This window comes from Inquilinus limosus, assembly GCF_051487185.1.
GTDB classification, from domain to species: Bacteria; Pseudomonadota; Alphaproteobacteria; order DSM-16000; family Inquilinaceae; genus Inquilinus; species Inquilinus limosus_F.
The window spans coordinates 16,939-36,651 of record NZ_JAHVDK010000033.1; the positions used below are offsets into that span (position 1 = coordinate 16,939).

Below are 19,713 nucleotides of genomic sequence, written 5' to 3' on the forward strand. Positions count from 1 at the left end.
AGCTACTCCTTCCGGCGCGCGAACGCCGTCTGCACATGTTGCCGGCCCGACCGCACGATGTGGTCGCGCATGGCCCGTTCCGCCGCGTCCGGGTCCCGCGCCTCGAGGGCGGCGAGGATGCTCAGATGCTCCTGCAGCGCCCGCCCGCGCTCCTCGGGGTCGCCCAGCAGGAAGCGGCGCGCCGCCTTGTCGTAGACGAGCTGCCCGGCCAGCAGGCGCTGCAGGTAGCGGCAGCCCGAGGCGGCGTGGATGGTGTCGTGAAAGGTCTCGTTCAGCGCGATCAGCCGGCGCACCGCGCCGGCCTCGGTCGCCTGCCGCATGCTCTCCCCGACCGCGCGCAGCGCGGCCAGCGTCTCGTCCGTGATCCGCGCCGCCGCCTGGCGGGCGATCATGCTCTCCAGCGCGGCGCGGGCCAGCGCCATCTCCTCGGCCTGGGCGGCGTCGAAGGTGATGCGGATGCCGCGGCGGGGCTCGGTCCGCACCAGCCCTTCCAGCTCCAGCCGGCGCAGCGCCTCCTTCAGCGGCGTGGTGCTGACGCCCAGCTGCGCCGCCGCCTGGCGCTCGTTCAGAAGCGTGCCGGTCGGGAGCTGGCCGGAGATGATGGCCTGGCGCAGCTGCTCGTGAACATGCTCGCGCAGCCCCTTCAGCATCTTCGGGTCGAGGGATGGCAGCGGGCGTTGCAAGCGGGGCCTCTCGGTGGATCCAGTTGGGACTTGATATATCAAGTCTCATGAGATTAAGTCTAGCCGCGAGACGCAGAGCGCCGGGCAGCGGCGGGGCGGGGAGGAAAAGCGCGTGAAGATCGACCGTCTGCGGACCTATATGACGCGCGACAAGGACCGCCCGCGCCTCTTGGTGGCGATCGACACCGATGACGGCCTCACCGGCTGGGGCGAGTGCTACAACCACGGGCCCGACCGGGCGCTGGTGCCGCTGCTCGACTACCTCTTCACCTTCCTGCAGGGCCGCGATCCGCGCCGGATCGAGTTCATCGTCCAGTACCTGCTGCAGCAGTCGCGCTTCCCGCCCGGCGCGCTGACCCTCGCCGCCATCTCGGCGATCGACCATTGCCTATGGGACATCTCGGCCAAGGCGCTCGGCGTCCCGGTCTACATGCTGCTCGGCGGCCATGCCCGCGACCGGGTGCGGGTCTATGCCGGCGTCTACACCGCCCCCGACGCCCCGGCGGCGCGGGAGGAGTTCGACCGGCTGAACGAGGGCTGGGGCTTCACCGCCTTCAAGCTCAGCCCCTACCGCATCAACATCTACGAGAACCGCTGGGGCGAGGTGGTGCGCACCAGCGCCGAGTATTTCCGCACGCTGCGCGAGACGGTGCGCAGCGACTACGACATCGCCTTCGACGCTCACGCCCGCATCTTCGAGCCGCAGCAGGCGGTGCAGCTCGGTAATGCGCTCGCCCCCTACGACCCGCTGTTCTTCGAGGAGCCGATCCGCCCCGAGAATGTCGAGGCCTGGGGCGAGCTGAAGCGGCAGCTGGCCTGCACGCTGGCGACGGGCGAGTCGCTGTACAGCCGGTTCGAGTTCCTGCGGCTGCTCTCCCTTCGTGGCGCCGATATCATCCAGCCCGATATCTGCGTGGTCGGCGGCCTGCTCGAGATGCGCAAGATCGCCGCGATCGCGGAGGCGCATTACGTCACCGTCGCGCCGCACAACCCGATGGGGCCGCTGGCCACGGCGGTGAACCTGCATTTCTCGGCGGCCCAGCCGAACTTCCGCATCCTCGAATACCGGCTGCCGCACGGCCCGAACTACGCCTTCGAGGCTGGGGGCGGCGGCGCGCGCAGCCAGGCCTCGGACGGCGCCTGGTATGTCAAGGACCCCTACCTGCCGCGCGACGGCTATCTCGAGCTGCGCCCCGACCGGCCGGGCTGGGGCGTCGAGATCGACGAGGATGTGCTGAAGGCCGACGGCTACATCCATTGGGAGCGGCGCGTCGGCCTCCGCCCCGACGGCTCGACGGCGTTTCCGTAACAACCAAGAAGGCGGGCATCCGCCCCATCAGGGAGGACGAGAATGAGACTGTCCCTATTGGCCGCGACCACGGCCCTGGCGCTCGCCTTCGGCCTGCCGGGCGCGCAGGCGGCATCGCCAGCGAACGCGCTGGTCATCGGCACCCAGCTGAGCGCCGTGCCCTCGCTCGACCCGGCGGCGATCAATGCGCGCACGGTCTCCGAGATCATCTCGAATCTCTATGACAACCTGGTCATGGTGAAGCCCGACGATCTCGGGACGATCCGGCCGATGCTGGCGGAGAGCTGGACCGTCTCCGACGACAAGCGCACCATCACCATGACGCTGCGCCAGGGCGCGACCTTCTCCTCCGGCAATCCGGTGACGGCGGAGGACGCGGCCTGGACCATCCAGCGCGTGGTCAAGATGGGACAGGTCGGCTCGACCGACATCGCGCTCTGGGGCTTCACCAAGGACAATGTGGAGCAGCTGGTCCAGGCCAAGGATGAACGGACCCTGGTCATCAGCCTGCCGGAGCCGGTGTCGACCGACCTCGTGCTCTACTCCCTGGCCGGCGCCTCGCTCGGCATCATCGACAAGAAGACGGCGCTGCAGCACGAGCAGAATGGCGACCTGGCCCAGAACTGGCTGAAGGCCAACAGCGCCGGCAGCGGCCCCTTCAAGCTCACGACGTGGCGGCCGAACGACATCCTGCTGTGTGACGCGCGGCCGGACTATTGGGGCGGCGCGCCGGCGATGAAGCGCGTGGTCATGCGGCACGTGCCGGAGTCCGGCAATCTGCGGCTGCAGATCGAGGCCGGCGACATCGATGTCGGCCAGTACATGGCGAATAGCGACATCGAGGCGCTGAAGGCCAAGGGCGCCACGGTCGATCCGGGGCCGGGCCTCGGCTTCTACTACATCGCCATGAACACGCAGGACCCGGACCTCGCCAAACCGAAGGTGCGCGAAGCCTTTCAGCACATCCTCGACTGGAAGCCGCTGGCCGAGACCACGATGAACTTCAACGGCTTCCCGTGGCAGTCGATCATCCCCAGGGGCATGCCCGGCGCCCCGGCGGGCGAGCCGACCGGCTACCAGTACGACCCCGAGCTCGCCAAGAAGCTGCTGGCCGAGGCCGGCTACCCGAACGGGCTGAAGAAGACGCTCTACCCCTCGGGCGACGCGCTGCTGAAGATGGCCGTCGCGCTGCAGGCCAGCGCGCGCAAGGCCGGGGTCGAGTTCGAGGTCGTGCCCGGCGAGCACACGCCGGACTTCCGCGCCCGCCGTTACCAGGTGCTGGTCGGCAATTCCGGCACGCGGCTGCCCGACCCGTTCGGCACGCTGGTGCAATACGCCTACAATCCGGACAACCGCGACGAGGCGAAGCTGGGCGGCTACTATCTCTGGCGCACGGCGATGGATGCGCCGGAGCTGACCAAGCTCGTCATCCAGTCGAAGGCCGAGACCGACCCGGCCAAGCGGTCGCAGCTCTTCGCCGAGATCGACCGGAAGTTCAAGGAGATGGTGCCGCCGCTGGTCATCGTCCTGCAGCGCACCGACCCCTATGTCATCCGCCAGGGCGTCACCGGCTACGCCGGCAACCCGACCTGGTCGACGCGCTGGCTCGACGTGAAGAAGAACTGAGCGGCGATGACGGCGGTCGACACCTTCAACCGGCCCGCGCGCTTCCTGCGCGCGCGGCGCCTGTCGGGCCGGGCCCTGTCGGTCGTCGTGACCCTCGTCGGGCTGATGCTGCTCACCTTCTCCATGGGGCGGCTGCTGCCGGCCGACCCGGTGCTGGCGGTGACGGGGTCGGAGGTCGACAGCGCGACCTATGAGCGGGTGTATCGCGAGCTCGGCCTCGACCAGCCGGTCTGGTGGCAGTTCCTGTCCTATATCGGCCGGGTCGTGACCGGAGACATGGGCCGGTCGCTGACCACCGGGCAGCCGGTCGCGGCCGACCTCCTCACCGTCTTCCCGGCCACCATCGAGCTCGCCCTCGTCGCCATCCTCTGCGGCACGCTGCTCGGCGTGCCGCTCGGCATCACCGCCGCGGTCAACCGCGGCAAGCCCGTCGACCATGTCGCCCGGGTGATCGGGCTGGCCGGCCATTCGGTGCCGATCTTCTGGCTCGGCCTGATCGCGCTGATCGTGTTCTACGCCCGGCTGCAATGGGTCGCCGCCTCGGGCCGGATCGACATCCTGAACGAGGGGCTGGTGCCGCCGATCACCGGGCTGCTGCTGCTCGACACGGCGCTGCAGGGCGAATGGGAGGTGTTCCGCGACGCGCTGGCCCACATCATCCTGCCCGGCGCCGTGCTCGGCTACTACTCGGTCGCCTATATCAGCCGGATGACCCGCAGCTTCATGCTGGAGCAGCTAGGCCAGGAATACATCACCGCCGCCCGGGCCAAGGGCGTGTCTCGCCGCCGGATGATCTGGGTCCACGCCTTCAAGAACATCCGCGTGCAGTTGCTGACCGTGATCGCGCTCACCTTCGGCGGGCTGCTCGACGGCGCGGTGCTGGTCGAGACGGTGTTCGGCTGGCCGGGCCTCGGCCAGTATCTGACCCGGGGGCTGAAGATGAACGACATGAACGTGGTGATGGGGGCGGTGCTGCTGATCGGCATCGTCTTCCTCGCCATCAACATCATCTCCGACCGCCTCTACCGCATCCTGGATCCCCGCACCCGATGACGGCCACGATGAGCGCTCCCCGCAGCGGACTCCGCGCCTGGCTTCGGGCCGACGCGCCGCAGACCGTCTTCCAGTCGGCGATGCAGCAGCTCTACCAGGGCTGGCGGCGCTTCGCCGGGCATCCGCTCGGGCTCGCCGGGCTCGGTGTCATCATCCTGCTGGTGGTCGCGGCGGTCGCCGCCCCCTGGCTCACCGCCTGGGACCCGACGGCGCAGGACATGGTCAACCGGCTGCAGCCGCCCTCGGCGGCGCACTGGTTCGGCACGGACGAGTTCGGGCGCGACGTCTTCGCCCGCGTCGTCTACGGCGCGCGGACGACGCTCTACATCATCATGCTCGTCACCGTGATCGTCGCCCCGATCGGTCTGCTGATCGGGGCCTGCGCCGGCTATCTCGGCGGCTGGGCGGACGAGGTGTTGATGCGCGTCACCGACATCTTCCTGTCCTTCCCAGGGCTGGTGCTGGCGCTCGGCTTCGCCGCCGCGCTCGGCCCCGGCATCACCAACGCCGTCATCGCCATCGCGCTGACCGCCTGGCCGCCGATGGCCCGGCTGGCCCGGGCCGAGGCGCTCAGCCTCCGCCGCGCCGACTTCATCGCCGCGGTGCGGCTGCAGGGGGCGTCGAAGACGCGCATCATCACCCGCCACATCCTGCCGATGTGCCTGCCCTCGGTGGTGGTGCGCCTGACCCTGAACATGGCCGGCATCATCCTGACCGCCGCGGGCCTCGGCTTCCTCGGCCTCGGGGCGCAGCCGCCGCTGCCGGAATGGGGCGCCATGGTCTCCACCGGACGCGAATTCATGATCGATTGCCCCTGGGTGATCACCGCGCCCGGCATCGCCATCGCGGTGGTCAGCCTGGCCTTCAACCTGGCCGGCGACGCCCTGCGCGACGTGCTGGACCCGAGGCTCGGCGAATGACCGACGCGCCCCTGATCGAGGCCCGCAACCTCCGCATCGCCTTCGGCCGCGGCGACAGCGCCGTGCCGGTAGTGCACGGCGTGTCCTTCACCCTCGGGCGCGAGAAGCTGGGCATCGTCGGCGAATCCGGCGCCGGCAAGTCCACCGTCGGCCGCGCCCTGATGCGGCTGCTGCCGCCCAGCGCCCAGGTCACGGCCGATCGCTTGGCTTTCCGCGACCTCGACCTGCTGGCCGCGACCGAGCGGCAGATGACGGACCTCCGCGGCCGCCGCATCGGCCTGATCCTGCAGGACCCGCGCTATTCGCTGAACCCGGTGGTACCGGTCGGCGAGCAGATCGCCGAGGCCTGGCGGCTGCATCACCGCGGGCCGGCGCGCGAGGCGCGCGAACGGACCCTGGCAATCCTGGAGGCGGTGAAGATCCGCGACCCTGCCCGGGTTGCGCGGCTCTATCCGCACGAGATTTCCGGCGGCATGGGGCAGCGGGTGATGATCGCGATGATGCTGATCGCCGGGCCCGACGTGGTCATCGCCGACGAGCCGACCTCGGCGCTCGACGTCACCGTGCGGCTCGAGGTGCTGCATCTGCTCGACGAGCTGATCGACAGCCGCGGCCTGGGCCTGATCCTGATCAGCCACGATCTCAACCTGGTCCGCCGCTTCTGCGACCGGGTCGTCATCATGTATGCCGGCCGGGTGATGGAGACGCTGCGCGCCGCCGATCTCGACAAGGCCAAGCATCCCTACACGCGCGGCCTCCTGGCGTCGCTGCCCTCGATCCACCGCGTCCAGGACCGGCTGCCGGTGCTGCGCCGCGACCCGGCTTGGCTGACGGCGGGAGGCATTCCGTGATCGAGGTCCGCGATCTCGGCATCCGCTTCGCCGCGGACGCGCCGCCGGCGGTGGACGGCGTCTCCTTCTCCGTCGCGGCGGGCGAGACCTTCGGCCTCGTCGGCGAATCCGGCTGCGGCAAGTCGACGGTGCTGCGCGCCATCGCGGGGCTGATCACCGGCTATGTCGGCGAGGTCCGGCTCGACGGTACGGCGCTGCCGCCGGACCGGCCGCGCGCCTTCTTCAAGCGGGTGCAGATGGTGTTCCAGGACCCCTACGGGTCGCTGCATCCGCGCCAGACGATCCAGGCCCAGCTGTTGGAGCCGCTGCGCAACCAGGGGCTGGTCCCACCCGCGGACGCGGTCGGCGCCGCGCTGGACGCGGTCGGCCTGCCGCGCGCCGCCGCCTTCCGCTATCCGCACCAGCTGTCCGGCGGCCAGCGCCAGCGCGTGGCGATTGCCCGCGCGCTGATGCTGGAGCCGGAGGTGCTGCTGCTCGACGAGCCGACCTCCGCCCTCGACGTCTCGGTCCAGGCCGAGATCCTCAACCTGCTGATGGATCTCAGGGCGCAGCGCGGCCTGACCTACATCCTGGTCAGCCACGATCTCGCCGTCGTCGCCCATATGTGCCACCGCATCGCGGTGATGCAGGGCGGCCACATCGTCGACGGCTTCGACGCCGCGACCCTGCGCGCAGGGCAGCCGGAGCATCCCTATACGCGGGAGCTGCTGGCCGCCAGCGAGGCCTATGGCGGAGCCTGACCGTTGACGAATGGATGGGCCGGAGCCGCCCCCTCACCCGAAATCGCTGACGCGATTTCGACCTCTCCCCGAGGAGAGGTGAAGGAGTTGCGGCTCCTGTTCCCCTCTCCTCGGGGAGAAGGAGGGGCCCATTCGCGATAGCGAATGGGAGGGTGAGGGGGGCGGACCTCGCCGCTGAGCGGCCCTATGTCGACGTCTATGAGGCACGACCCGGCGGAAATGGCGGAAGAGAGTGGGAGTCGAACCCACCAAGGACCGGCTCGCGGCCCCTCCCGGATTTGAAGTCCGGACGCCCCACCGGGGACGATTCTCCTCCATGCTCCGCGACCGACGCGTCGCCGCCAGGCGGGCGGAACAGATCCAGACGGTGCCGGTTCAGCCGCCGCAGGTCGCCCCGCCGCAGCGTCACCCCGTGGCGGTCGAAGAACTCCAGGATCTGAATCGCGACCTTGCGGCCGCTATCCACCTGATCACGGAACTGCGCCGCGGTGAAGCCGGTTTCGGGCAGGTCGACGGCGAGGCGGCAGAGGATGCCGACCATCTCGGCCACGGTCGGGCGCAGGAAGAAATGGTCGTGCGCCACCTCGTCGACCCGGCCCATGCGGCCGACGCGCTTCAGCAGCCGCCGGACCTCCGCCTCGTCGAGGCCGGTCTCGCCGGCGATGTCGCGCACCCGCGGCGGCCGGAACCGGGCGCCGCCGCCCAGGCGTGGGCGGATCTCGGCCCACAGCGCCTCGTCGGCCTCGGTCAGATGCGCTTCGTGACCGGTCAGCCGGACCCAGGCGCCGTCCAGCGCCACCTGGTCGGCCCGTGCCAGCCCGCGCAGCAGGGCGGCAAAGGCGGATGCCGGCAGGCGTGGCTGCGACTGCAGGCGCAGCCGCTCGAAGCCGATGCCCGGCAGGTCCGGGTTGTCGCGGTGGAAGGCGTCGAGCGTCTCCAGCAGACCCTGCGTCAGCCGCGTCCAGTCGTCGGCGGTCAGGACGAACAGCTGCTCCCCCACGGCGATGCGGACGAGGCCGAGCCGCTCGGCGATCTCGTCCAGCCGGGCGGCCCCCAGCACCCGGTCCCGCCCGAAGGCGGCCAGATCGATCAGCCGCGGCGGCACCGCCAGCAGCCCCGCCAGCGCGGCCTCGGGGTCGTCCAAAGCATGGGCGGCCAGCTGGGCCAGGCGCTCCGGGCCCCGCCGCTTGCGCGCGGGGGCGCGCAGGTCGACCAGTCGGCCGCCGCCGATGGTGCGCTGGGCCGAGGTGTCGCGGACGACATATCGGTCCCCGGCCGCGGCCGCGATCGGCCGGTCCAGCACCAGCTGCACGAAGGCCTCGCCGCCCGGCGGGATCGGATCGTCGCCCAGCAGCACGATCCGCGCTCCGACCTCGACCGCGGCGGTGTGGAAGCGCACCGGGAACCACTGCCCGATCGGCTTGCGCTCGCCCGGCAGCACCCGCAGCGTCGCGTCCGCGCGGTCCGTTGGGGCATGCAGGGCGGGGTCGAGCACCACGTCGCCGCGGGCAAACGCCTCGCGCGACACCCGCTCCCCCGTCAGGTTCAGGGCGCAGCGCTCGCCGGCCCGGCCGCGCTCGGCCGGGCGGTTCTGCGCATGGATCGAGCGCACCCGCACCGGCAGGCCGGACGGGCTGGCCACCAGCTGGTCCCCGACCGCGACCGTTCCCGACAGCACCGTCCCAGTGACGACGGTGCCGGCACCGCGCAGGGTGAAGGACCGGTCGACCGCCAGCCGGAACCGCCCCGCCGCCTCCCGGCCGGCGAACTCCATGGCCTCCAGCGCCAGCCGCTCGCCCAGCTCGGCGACGCCCTCGCCGGTGACGGCCGAGACCGGCAGGATGTCGGCCCCGGCGAGAGCCGTGCCGGCCAACGCGGCGCGGATCTCCGCCGCCACCGCCGCGCGCCGCTCGGCGGAGGCGAGATCGGCCTTGGTCAGCGCGACGACGCCGCGGGGAATGCCCAGCAGGTCGATGATGGCCAGGTGCTCGCGCGTCTGCGGCATGACGCCGTCATCGGCCGCGACCACCAGCAGAGCGAAATCGATGCCGGAGGCGCCGGCCAGCATGGTGTGGACCAGGCGCTCATGGCCGGGCACGTCGATGAAGCCCAGCACCTCGCCCGCCGGCGTCGGCCGGTAGGCGAAGCCGAGATCGATGGTGATGCCGCGGGCCTTCTCCTCCTTCAGCCGGTCGGTGTCGACGCCGGTCAGCGCCCGCACCAGCGCGGTCTTGCCATGATCGATATGGCCGGCGGTGCCGATGATCATGGCGCCACCTCCGGCAGGGGCCGGCGGGCGAGGCGCTCGGCCTCGGCGACGCCGGCGGGGTCGAGCGCGGCCCGGGCCGGTCCGAGGAAGCGGCCGGCGAGCGTGCTGCCGCCGGCGCCGCCCCGCATCAGCCAGGCCAGCGCCTGGACGGGATCCGCGGGCACGCCGGACCCCAGATGATAAGCCGCGCCGAGCATCGACTGCGCGTCGGGATCGCCTCGGTCGGCGGCCATGCGCCACCAGCGAACCGCCTCGGCGGGGTCGCGCGCCACGCCGAGCGCGTTGTGATAGAGCATGCCGAGCCGGGTCATGGCCGCGGCCACGCCCTGCTCCGCGGCGCGGAGCGCCCAGTGCCGTGCCTCGGCCGGATCGAAGATGGCGCCGCCCTCCTCGACCAGCATCCAGCTCAGCATGTCCTGTGCCGCGGCGTCGCCCTGTTCGGCTGCGGCGCGGTACAGGGCGGCCGCCCGCCTGTCGTCCCGCTTCACGCCGTCGCCACGGAAATACAGCGTCGCGAGGTTGCGCTGGCCGACGGGATCGCCGGCCTCCGCCGCCAGGCCTAGCCAGCGGACGGCGAGCGCCGGATCACGGTCAACGCCCAGCCCCTCGGCGAAACAGGCGCCGACATTGCTCTGCGCCCGGGCCATGCCTTCGCGGGCCAGCGGTCCCCAGATGGCGAGGGCTGCGGCGTGGTCGCCGGCGCGCGCCGCCGCGGAGGCGGCCGCCATCCGCTCCGCGACGGGGGGCAAGGGGGCAGCCGGTCCCGGCAGCGGCCCCGCTCGGCCCGTGCGAAGGCGGTCAAGCCAACCCATGGTCCGCTCCGGGATCGAGCGCGGCGAGAGAGGCCAGGAACCCCGCCTCGTCCTCCAGGCAGCGCAGGTCCAGCAGCAGCGCGCCGTCGGCGATGCGGCCGATCACCGGCACCGGCAGCCGCCGCAGGTCGGCGGTGAGGGCGGTCAGCGCCCGGCCGCCGCCCTCCGGCGGCGTCAGGGCCAGGGCGGCGCTCGGCAGGGTTTCCAAAGGCAGGGCGCCGGAGCCGATCTGGCTGAGGCAGGGCCGGATCTCGACCGCGGCGCGGCCGGCCAGGGCCTTCTCCACGGCGGGCCGGATCCGTCCGGCCTGCGCCTCGATCGCCTCGGCCCGGCGCGCCAAGAGGCGCAGCGTCGGCAGGCGCTCCGCCAGCCGGGCGGGATCGCGGTACAGCCGCAGCGTCGCCTCCAGCGCCGCCAGCCGGATCTTGTCGACCCGGAGCGCCCGCTTCATCGGGTTGCGGTTGACCGCGGCGATCAGCTCGGTACGGCCGACGATGAACCCCGCCTGCGGCCCGCCCAGCAGCTTGTCGCCGGAGAAGGTGACGAGGTCAGCACCGTCGGCCACGGCCTCGCGCACCGTCGGCTCATGCGCCAGGCCGATGGCGGCGAGATCGGCGAGGGTGCCGGAGCCGAGATCGTGCACCAGCGGGATCCCGTGCGCCCGCGCCAGCGGCGCCAGCTCCCGCGCCGCGACCTCGGCGGTGAAGCCGGCGATGCGGTAGTTCGAGGTGTGGACCTTGAGGATCAGCCCGGCCTCCGGCCCCAGCGCCGCCGCATAGTCCTTCGGATGGGTCCGGTTGGTGGTGCCGACCTCCGTCAGCACCGTGCCGGCGCGCGCCATGATGTCGGGCATGCGGAAGGCGCCGCCGATCTCGATCAGCTCGCCGCGCGAGATGATCGACCGCCGCCCGTGGCCGAAGGTGTTCAGCGCCAGCAGCACCGCCGCGGCGTTGTTGTTGACCACGGTGGCGTCCTCGGCGCCGGTCAGCTCGCGCAGCAGCGCCCGGAGATGGTCGTCGCGCTCGCCGCGCTGGCCGGTGGCGAGGTCGAATTCCAGCGAAACCGGGCTGCGCATGGCCTCGACCGCCGCCTCGACCGCCGCCTCGGTCAAGAGGGCGCGGCCGAGATTGGTGTGCAGCACCGTGCCGGTCAGGTTGAACACCGGCCGTTGGGTCGAGCGGGCGCCGGCCGCCAGCGTCGCCGCGGCGGTCGCCGCCACGCCGTCCGCATCCGGCGCCGGCGCGCCGGCGCGCACCGCCTCGCGCGCCACGGCCAAGGCGCCGCGCACCGCGGCCGCGGTCTGGGCGCGGCCGAAGGCCGCCAGCGCCGCGGCGGCGGCCGGGGTCTTCAGCACCTGGTCGACCGAGGGCAGATCGCGCAGTCGGGAAAGGGACGGGCGGGCGGCGTCGCCGGCCATCTCAGTAGCCCAAGAGGAACGGGTTGAAGCCGCCGCGCTCGTACTCACCCTGCTGCTGCATCAAGAGGTCGAGGCCCAGGCTGCCCGCGTCGTCCGCCATCGGCTCCAGATCCGTCTCCTTCACCTGGTACAGCACCTTCACATAGCGGTGGCAGCTGTCGCAGGTCTCGGCCTTCACCGTGCCGGCGCCGCCCTCGACCTCCTGGTAGCCGATGCCCTTGGTGCCGCCGCACAGCACGCATTGGACGCGGACATGGTGCCAATACGTGCCGCACAGGCCGCAGGCGCAGAACCTTGTGCCGTGCGCGCCGCGCCAGCCGACGACCATGGTGCTGACCGGCGGGCCGCCGCAGCAGGGGCAGGCCCCGATGCCGACCGGCACCAGCGCCCCGGCATCCAGCCGGGCCGCCAGCCGGGCGAAATGCACCTGCAGCGCCGCCGCCATGAAGGCGTGCTCGGCCAGGGCGTCGGCCGGGATGGCGCTGGCCAGAACGGCGCGCAGCATGGCTTCGCCCTGCGCCCGGCCGGCCGTACGCACCCGCTCCAGCGCCGCGGCCGCCGCTGGCGGCATCGCGATCCCGGCCGCGGCGGCGGTGAGCCGGTCGAACGTCGCCGCGAAGACCGCGTCGGGCGCGAAGCCGGCGCGGTCGAGCGGCGGCATGGCATGGGCCCGGGCGCGCGCCAGCGCCGCGCCGTCGGGCATCGCCGGCTCGGGCAGGTCGTCCTGGATCCGGTACTGCATCTCGGCGAGATCGGACAGGAACCGGAGGTAGGGGCCGATCTCGCTGCGGGCGGCCAGGGTCCGCAGGCGCAGGGCGCGGTCGACGAACAGCGTCAGCGGGTCGGGCAGGCGGGCGAAGGGCGGGGCCGCGACCTCGCCGATCACGGTCGGGTCGGGCCTGGCCGTCTTGTCGTTCATCTCATCCTCACGAACCCGACGGGCCACGTGACGCGGACTCGTCTCTGCTTACTGGGCCGCCTTCTTGTCGGCGCCGGGCCGCCGCGCCACCAGCTCGCGCAGCCATTTGCGGTGGTGGCGCCAGGCCCAGCCGCCGGTCACCCGGCCCCTGGTCATGGCGCCGATGGTGCCACGGACCCAGATCGCCGCATAGACGTGGATGATCCAGACGCAGATGATCACCACCGCCGCCGTCGCATGCACCAGGATGGCGATGCGCTTCTGCGGGATCGTGGTGAACGGATAGAAATACTGGTCCCAGACCACGAAGCCGCTGCCGATCAGGATGATGATCAGGATCGACATGCCCCAGAACACGAATTTCTGGCCGGCATTGTACTTGCCGAGCTCGGGCAGGTTCTCATCATGCGCCGTCAGGACGTCGCGCGCCCGGCGCAGCCAGGTGTTGTCCTCGCTCTTCCACAGATTGGCCTTCCAGAAGCGGATGAACAGGCCGGCGAAGGAGAAGAACAGGACGACGCCGATCCAGGGGTGCAGCGTCCGCGTCATCTGCCCGCCGCCGAACAGCGCGGTCAGGAAGAACAGGCTGGGGTGGAACAGCGCCAGGCCGGACAGGGCGAGCAGCACCAGGCTGGTCGCCGTGATCCAGTGGTTGATCCGGGCGCCGACCGTGTAGCGGTCGACGATCACCGGCTTGCCGGGATGGACGTCGTCGCCGGGCAGGACGTCGTCCGGCCGGCGGTCGGCAGCGGCAGTCATGAGCGTCGCTCCTCCGTCAGCTTCTCGGCGTTCTCCTCATCCTCCGGCGTCACCCGGTTGGCGCCCGCGAACAGATGGTGCAGCACGCCCGCGACCGCGGCGACACCCATGACGCCGAGGCCGACATATTTGGTCACGCCCTTCCAGGTCTCGACGATCGGGCTGATGGTCGGGTCCTTCGGCAGGCCGGCATAGATCTCCGGCTTGTCGGCGTGGTGCAGCACATACATGACATGGGTGCCGCCGACGCCGGGCGGGTCATACAGCCCCGCGTTCTCGAAACCGCGGGACTTCAGGTCCTTGATCCGGAAGTCCGCCCACTCCTTCATCTCCTCCTTGGTGCCGAACACGATGGCCTGGGTCGGGCAGGCCTTCTGGCAGGCCGGGCCCTGGCCGACCGCGACGCGGTCGGAGCAGAGGGTGCATTTGTAGGCCGTGTGGTCGACCTTGGAGATGCGCGGGATGTTGAACGGGCAGCCCTTGATGCAGTAGCCGCAGCCGATGCAGTTCTCGTGCACGAAATCGACGATGCCGTTCGAGTACTGCACGATCGCGCCCGGCGCCGGGCAGGCCTTCAGGCAGCCCGGATCCTCGCAATGCATGCAGCCGTCCTTGCGGATCAGCCATTCGAGATTCTGGGTCTCCGGATTCTCCCATTCGGTGAAGCGCATCAGCGTGAACATGTCCGGCGTCAGGTCGGCCGGATTGTCGTAGACGCCGAGGTTCTCGCCGACCGGCTCATGCGTGTCGTTCCACTCGACGCAGGCCGCCTGGCAGGCCTTGCAGCCGATGCATTTCGAGACGTCGATCAGCTTGGCAACCTCGGTCTGCCGCTCGGCCGGCGGGGTGATCGTGGAGGCCGAGCGGCGGATCAGGTCCTTCTCGCCGAATTTCGGGGCGGCCGGGGCGACGGTGGGGTTGGGGATCGGGGGAAACATGCTCTCTCCTCCCTTACGCCACCGGCGGCCCGGACGAGGCCTCGATGTTGACGCAGAAGGCCTTGAACTCCGGCGTCTCGATGTTGGCGTCGCCGACGAACGGCGTCAGGACGTTCGCCCCGAAGCCCTTCTTGGCGGCGCCGACGAAGCCCCAATGGATCGGAATGCCGACGATATGCACGGTCTTGCCGTCGCAGGTCAGCGGCCGGATCCGCTTGGTCACCACGGCCTTGGCGAAGACCGAGCCGCGCTTCGACCACACCCGCACCCAGCCGCCCTTGGCGATCCCCTTCTCGGCCGCCAGCTCCTCCGAGATCTCGACGAAGAACTCCGGCTGCAGGACCGCGTTCACGTGGTTGTTCTTGGTCCAGTAGTGGAAATGCTCCGTCAGCCGGTAGGAGGTCGCGGCGTAGGGGAACTCGGGCGAGGCGATGTCGGCGAACTGGGCGAAGTCGTCGGCGAACACCCGCGCCGCCGGGTTGCCCCGCACCTTCGGCGCGACGGGGTTGGCGACCGGGCTCTCGAACGGCTCGTAATGCGCCGGGAACGGGCCGTCCCGCATCATGCCCCGGGTGAACAGGCGCGACACGCCTTCCGGGTTCATGATGAAGGGCCCGACATCTTCCGGCTTCGCCGTCGGGGCGATGTCGGGGACGTCGTAGCCGGCCCATTTGCTGCCGTCCCATTCGATGATCTTGCGCGCCGGGTCCCAGGGCTTGCCCGATAGGTCGCAAGAGGCGCGGTTGTACAGGATCCGCCGGTTGGCCGGCCAGGAGAACGCCCATTTCGGGAAGGTGCCGGTGTCGTCCGGATCGGAATTGTCCTGCCGGGCCATCATGTTGCCGGCCTCGGTGAAGCAGCCGGCGTAGATCCAGCAGCCGCAGGCGGTCGATCCGTCGTCGCGCAGCACCCCGAAGTTCGGCACCTGCTTGCCGGCTTCGAGGATCTTCTTGCTCGGGTCCGTCGGATCGAACAGGTCGACGAGGGCGGACCCGTTCATCTCCTTCGCCAGCTCCTCGGCCGTCGGCTCGTTCGGGTCGGCATAGGCCCAGTTCAGGTTCAGGATCGGGTCGGGGAGGGCCCCGCCCTCCGTCTTGTACAGCTCCTTCAGGCGCAGATGGATCTGCGACAGGATCCAGACGTCGGTCTTGGACTCGCCCGGGGGCGAGCCTCCCGGCCAGTGCCATTGCAGCCAGCGCCCAGAATTGACCAGCGACCCCTCGTCCTCGGCGAAGGAGGTGGTGGGCAGCTGCAGCACCTCGGTCTGGATCTTGGCCGGGTCGGCGTCGTTGTAGATGCCGTGGTTCTCCCAGAACCGCGCCGTCTCGGTCTCGATCGGGTCCATGACCACGAGCAGCTTCAGCTTGGCCAGCGCCTCGGCCAGCTTGGCCTTGTCGGGGAAGGCCTGCAGCGGGTTGAACCCCTGGCAGAAATAGAGGTTCATCTTGCCCTGGTGCATCAGCTCGAAGGCCCGCAGAACGTCGTAGCCGGAGACGTCGAGCTTCGGCAGCCAGTCATAGGCGAAGTCGTTCTCCGGCGTCGCCGCCGCACCCCACATCGACTTCTGGAAGCTGACGAAGAACTTCTTGTAGTTCTGCCAGTAGCTCATCTGGTTCGGCCGCAGCGGCTTGTAGCCGCGGGTCGACATGTAGGTGGCGAAGTCGCGCTCCTTGTCCTGCGGGATGTTCAGATATCCCGGCAGCAGGTTCGACATCAGCCCCAGATCGGTCAGCCCCTGGATGTTGGAATGGCCGCGCAGCGCGTTCATGCCGCCACCGCGGATGCCGATGTTGCCCAGGATCAGCTGCAGCATCGCCATGGCGCGGATGTTCTGCGAGCCCTTGGAATGCTGCGTCCAGCCCAGCGCGTACATCGAGGTCATCGCCTTGGTCGGCGACGACGTCTCGCCGACCATCTCGGCCACCTTCAGGAACTTGTCCTTGGGCGTGCCGCAGATGCGCTCGACCATCTCCGGCGTGTAGACGGCGGCGTGCTGCTTCAGCAGGTTCCACACGCAGCGCGGGTGCTGCAGCGTGTCGTCGACCACGGCATAGCCGTCGGGGCCGATCTCGTAGTCCCAGCTCGACCGGTCGTAGTCGCGCTTCTGCTCGTCATAGCCTGTGAACAGGCCGTCGCTGTAGCCGAAGCCCTCTTTGACCACGTAGCTGGCGTTGGTGAAGGCCTTCACATACTCCCACTGCACCTTGTCGTTCTCGATGCAGTAGCGGATCAGGCCCAAGAGGAAGGCGATGTCCGTGCCCTGCCGGATCGGCGCGTAGAAATCCGCCACCGACGCCGAGCGGGTGAAGCGCGGGTCGACGACGATCAGCTTGGCGCCGCGGTTGGCCTTGGCCTCGGTCACCCATTTGAAGCCGCAGGGATGGGCCTCGGCGGCATTGCCGCCCATGATGATGACGAGGTCGGTGTTCTTGATGTCGGTCCAGGAGTTCGTCATGGCTCCACGGCCAAACGTCGGGGCGAGACTCGCCACCGTCGGGCCGTGTCAGACGCGCGCCTGGTTATCGAACGCGACGATCCCGGTGCTTCGCACCACCTTGTAGGTGCAGAAGGCAGTCTCGTTGGTGGTCGCCGAGGCCGCGAGGAACCCCGTCGTCAGCCAGCGGTTGACCGTCACCCCGTCCTTGTTCTTGGCGATGAAGTTGGCGTCGCGGTCGTCCTTCATGGCGCGGGCGATCTTGTCCAGCGCCTCGTCCCAGGAGATCCGCTCGAACTTGTCCGAGCCCGGGCGCCGCAGCATCGGGTAGTGCAGCCGCTGGGCGGACTTGACCGTGTCCAGCAGCGCCGCGCCCTTCGGGCACAGCGTGCCGCGGTTGGTCGGGTGGTCGGAGTCGCCCTCGATATGGGTGATCTCCGCCTTCTCGCCCTTCCGGAGGTCGCCCTTGGAGTAGAGGATGAGGCCGCAGGCCACCGAACAATAGGTGCAGGTGTTGCGGGTCTCGGTGGTGTTGGCGAGCTTGAAGGGCCTGATCGCGGCGGCGTAGGCCGCTTCGATCTCGCCGAAGCCGAAGGCCCCCAGCGTCGTGCCCGCCACACCCGCGCCGGCCCCTTTCAGGAAGCCGCGGCGCGAGAGCTTCATGTCCATCCTGGAGCCTCCCCGGAAGCCTGTTCCGCAAAAGACATATCGAATTAGGAGAAATGCTACGCTTGGAAGGGTTCCAATGTCAAAGGGGCGATGGTTCGTCGACTCAATAAATAAAATAAAGTTTTCAAAGGGTTAATAATGATTCGCAGTAGCTGCCTGAGCCCGCCGCTGCGCAGGTGGTCCCGCGAGCCCGGATTGACCATGCGCCGGGCCGCGCCGTCTAATCGTCGCGTGCCTTCACCAGCGCCTGCGCGAGCCCGACCATGAGCAGCCGTCCCGATGATCCCGATCCCGTCGCCGTTCCGCCCGTCCGGCTGACCAGCCTGGCGCATGGCGGCGGCTGCGGCTGCAAGCTCGCCCCGGCCGTGCTGCAGGAGCTGCTGGCCGGGCAGCCGGCGGCGGCGCCGTTCCGCCAGCTCCTGGTCGGCACCGAGACCGGCGACGACGCGGCGGTCTGGCAGCTCGATGACGACCGCTGCGTCATCGCCACCACCGATTTCTTCATGCCGGTGGTCGACGACCCGCGCGATTTCGGGCGGATCGCGGCCACCAACGCGATCTCCGACGTCTACGCCATGGGTGGGCATCCGATCTTCGCACTGGCCATCCTCGGCATGCCGCTCGGCAAGCTGCCGGCGGAGACGGTGCGCCAGATCCTGGCCGGCGGCGCCTCGATCTGCGGCGAGGCCGGGATCCCGGTCGCGGGCGGGCATTCGATCGACGCGCCGGAGCCGATCTACGGCCTGGCGGTGATCGGCACCTGCCGGCCGGCCGAGCTGCGCCGGAACTCGGGCGCGCGCCCGGGCGACGCGCTGATCCTGACCAAGGCGCTCGGCGTCGGCATCTACTCCGCCGCCTTCAAGAAGCAGGTGCTGCCGCCCGAGGGCTATGCCGAGCTGATCGCCAGCACGACGCAGCTCAACCGGATCGGCGCCGAGCTGGGGCGGGAGGAGGCGGTGCACGCGGTCACCGACGTGACCGGCTTCGGCCTGCTCGGCCATGCGCTGGAGATGGCACGCGGGGCCGGCGTCACGCTGGCGATCCCCGGCGACGCGCCGGCGCTCTTCGCCCAGGCCGGGATGCTGGCGCGGGACGGCTTCGTCACCGGCGCCTCGCACCGCAACTGGGCCAGCTACGGGGCGGAGGTGGCGCTGCCGCCCGACATGCCGGACTGGCGCCGCCACCTGCTGACCGACCCGCAGACCTCCGGCGGCCTGCTGATCGCCTGCGCGGCGGACCGGGCCGACGCGCTGCTGGCGCGCATCGTCGCCGCCGGCTATCCGGCCGCCCGCCGTATCGGCGTGGTCGAGGCCGGCCCGGCCAGTGTCCGCATCGAGGGCTGACGCCTGCTGACGCGGAGCCTGACAGGCGGCCCAGGGTGGAGAGCGGGACGCCGCGTGAGGATTGCAGGCATATCATACGAACGTACGATGCGTCGTTCCGCCCCATATGCTATCCGAACGTAATAGCCGGTGCGGAAGCGGCCAAACGGAAGACCGGGCCGTCTGCTGCAGTGTCCCGGAAGCGACTTCTGGTACTTCTTATCGCAACCGAGTGCAGTCGCCCGGTTGGCAAAACCTGAGCGCAATTTCGACGTAGCAATTTAATGCATACAGGAAGGCTGGAGGTGCTTTCGGAAATTCGATTTAAGCCAGAATTGATGTTGAGAGGTGATTTATGGGAGCTTTTTTCCTGCATGGTCAGCGGGTGCTCCGGGCCTATCTGCCGGCGCTTGTCGCGGCCCTCTTGCTGCTGATCCAGCCGGCCGGCGCGCAAGGGGTCGATGGGTTCGACCTGCCCGGCTCGGATTACGACAGCTTCAACGCCGGTTCGGCGTCCGTGTGCCGAAACAGCTGCGGCGGCGATCCCAGATGCCAGGCCTGGACCTGGGTCAAGCCGGGCTTCCAGGGGCCCACCGGCCGGTGCTGGCTCAAGCACCGGGTGCCGGAACTGGTCAGAAGCAACTGCTGTCGTTCCGGGCCGCGCGAATACATCGATCCGGATGAGCTGAAGGCGGAGGATCGCACCGATCGTCCCGGAATGGACTACACGAATTTCGAGACGGACTCCTGGAGATCCTGCGAAAACGCGTGTGCCGGCGACCGACAGTGCGCGGCGTGGACATATGCTCGACGCGGCTTTCAAGGGCCACGCGGCCGGTGCTGGCTCAAGACGCGTGTTCCATACCCCGTTGCCAACGAACACACCGTCTCCGGCGTCAAGTTCCGGCGGGCGTCAGTCCCGATCGATCCTGGAACGAACCTGGTCCCGGCGCCCGACTAGCGAGATCGGCGTCGCGGCCGGTGAGCCGAAC

General features: G+C 70.1%; 15 protein-coding genes, 1 tRNA gene and 1 pseudogene. 8 read left to right on the plus strand and 9 right to left on the minus strand.

Going from position 1 to position 19,713, the window contains the following annotated elements:
- Nucleotides 1–2: 2 nt before the first annotated feature.
- On the minus strand, nt 3–683 hold the full coding sequence (locus tag KXR53_RS29655; RefSeq protein WP_437379053.1) for a GntR family transcriptional regulator: 681 nt from the start codon (nt 681–683) through the stop codon (nt 3–5).
- Nucleotides 684–795: 112 nt separating this feature from the next.
- On the opposite strand from KXR53_RS29655, the gene KXR53_RS29660 reads away from it, so the two are divergent.
- Genes KXR53_RS29660 through KXR53_RS29685 form a run of 6 tightly spaced genes read left to right on the plus strand, consistent with a single transcriptional unit; the run spans nt 796 to nt 7,182 of the window.
- Nucleotides 796–1,992 carry a mandelate racemase/muconate lactonizing enzyme family protein gene (locus tag KXR53_RS29660; protein ID WP_437379056.1) on the plus strand — a complete coding sequence of 399 codons (1,197 nt, stop codon included), beginning with the start codon at nt 796–798 and terminating at the stop codon, nt 1,990–1,992.
- A gap of 42 nt (nt 1,993–2,034) precedes the next feature.
- Nucleotides 2,035–3,618, plus strand: a complete 1,584-nt coding sequence (locus tag KXR53_RS29665) for an ABC transporter substrate-binding protein (RefSeq protein ID WP_437379058.1) — start codon at nt 2,035–2,037, stop codon at nt 3,616–3,618.
- A 6-nt stretch (nt 3,619–3,624) separates the two neighbouring features.
- Nucleotides 3,625–4,671, plus strand: a complete 1,047-nt coding sequence (locus KXR53_RS29670) for an ABC transporter permease (RefSeq protein WP_437379061.1) — start codon at nt 3,625–3,627, stop codon at nt 4,669–4,671.
- A gap of 8 nt (nt 4,672–4,679) precedes the next feature.
- Entirely contained in the window at nt 4,680–5,591 is a 912-nt protein-coding gene (gene nikC / locus KXR53_RS29675; protein WP_437379063.1) for a nickel transporter permease, read from the plus strand.
- Nucleotides 5,588–6,442, plus strand: a complete 855-nt coding sequence (locus tag KXR53_RS29680; protein ID WP_437379066.1) for an ABC transporter ATP-binding protein — start codon at nt 5,588–5,590, stop codon at nt 6,440–6,442. Before nikC ends, KXR53_RS29680 begins: the two co-directional genes overlap by 4 nt.
- On the plus strand, nt 6,439–7,182 hold the full coding sequence (locus KXR53_RS29685; RefSeq protein WP_437379068.1) for an ABC transporter ATP-binding protein: 744 nt from the start codon (nt 6,439–6,441) through the stop codon (nt 7,180–7,182). Before KXR53_RS29680 ends, KXR53_RS29685 begins: the two co-directional genes overlap by 4 nt.
- A gap of 220 nt (nt 7,183–7,402) precedes the next feature.
- Here KXR53_RS29685 and KXR53_RS29690 read toward each other — a convergent pair.
- The 8 genes and pseudogenes from KXR53_RS29690 to fdnG all read right to left on the minus strand — a co-directional run bounded on the left by KXR53_RS29690 (nt 7,403) and on the right by fdnG (nt 17,399).
- Nucleotides 7,403–7,498 (minus strand) — tRNA-Sec (locus KXR53_RS29690).
- Nucleotides 7,499–7,615: 117 nt separating this feature from the next.
- Nucleotides 7,616–9,451: pseudogene (gene selB, locus KXR53_RS29695) on the minus strand (selenocysteine-specific translation elongation factor); the annotation flags it as partial.
- The gene (locus KXR53_RS29700) at nt 9,448–10,179 is read right to left on the minus strand and encodes a tetratricopeptide repeat protein (RefSeq protein WP_437379071.1); all 732 of its coding nucleotides are present in this window, start codon (nt 10,177–10,179) and stop codon (nt 9,448–9,450) included. The gene KXR53_RS29700 and the pseudogene selB, both read right to left, overlap by 4 nt.
- A gap of 70 nt (nt 10,180–10,249) precedes the next feature.
- Entirely contained in the window at nt 10,250–11,680 is a 1,431-nt protein-coding gene (gene selA / locus KXR53_RS29705; RefSeq protein ID WP_437379074.1) for an L-seryl-tRNA(Sec) selenium transferase, read from the minus strand.
- 1 nt (nt 11,681) lies between these two features.
- Nucleotides 11,682–12,599 (minus strand): formate dehydrogenase accessory protein FdhE, encoded by a 918-nt coding sequence (fdhE, locus tag KXR53_RS29710; protein ID WP_437379076.1) that lies wholly within the window; start codon nt 12,597–12,599, stop codon nt 11,682–11,684.
- Nucleotides 12,600–12,647: 48 nt separating this feature from the next.
- Complete coding sequence (locus KXR53_RS29715) at nt 12,648–13,358, minus strand: formate dehydrogenase subunit gamma (protein WP_437379078.1); 711 nt, start codon at nt 13,356–13,358, stop codon at nt 12,648–12,650.
- A complete protein-coding gene (fdxH, locus tag KXR53_RS29720) occupies nt 13,355–14,296 on the minus strand; it encodes a formate dehydrogenase subunit beta (protein ID WP_437379080.1) in 942 nt (313 codons plus the stop codon). The genes KXR53_RS29715 and fdxH overlap by 4 nt, the downstream gene beginning before the upstream one ends.
- 13 nt (nt 14,297–14,309) lie before the next feature.
- The gene (fdnG, locus tag KXR53_RS29725; RefSeq protein WP_437379082.1) at nt 14,310–17,399 is read right to left on the minus strand and encodes a formate dehydrogenase-N subunit alpha; all 3,090 of its coding nucleotides are present in this window, start codon (nt 17,397–17,399) and stop codon (nt 14,310–14,312) included.
- Between the two features lie 263 nt (nt 17,400–17,662).
- Here fdnG and selD point away from each other — a divergent pair, with 263 nt between their 5' ends.
- Nucleotides 17,663–18,742 carry a selenide, water dikinase SelD gene (gene selD, locus KXR53_RS29730; RefSeq protein ID WP_437379084.1) on the plus strand — a complete coding sequence of 360 codons (1,080 nt, stop codon included), beginning with the start codon at nt 17,663–17,665 and terminating at the stop codon, nt 18,740–18,742.
- Between the two features lie 334 nt (nt 18,743–19,076).
- Complete coding sequence (locus tag KXR53_RS29735) at nt 19,077–19,682, plus strand: PAN domain-containing protein (protein ID WP_437379086.1); 606 nt, start codon at nt 19,077–19,079, stop codon at nt 19,680–19,682.
- The last annotated feature ends 31 nt before the right edge of the window (nt 19,683–19,713 follow it).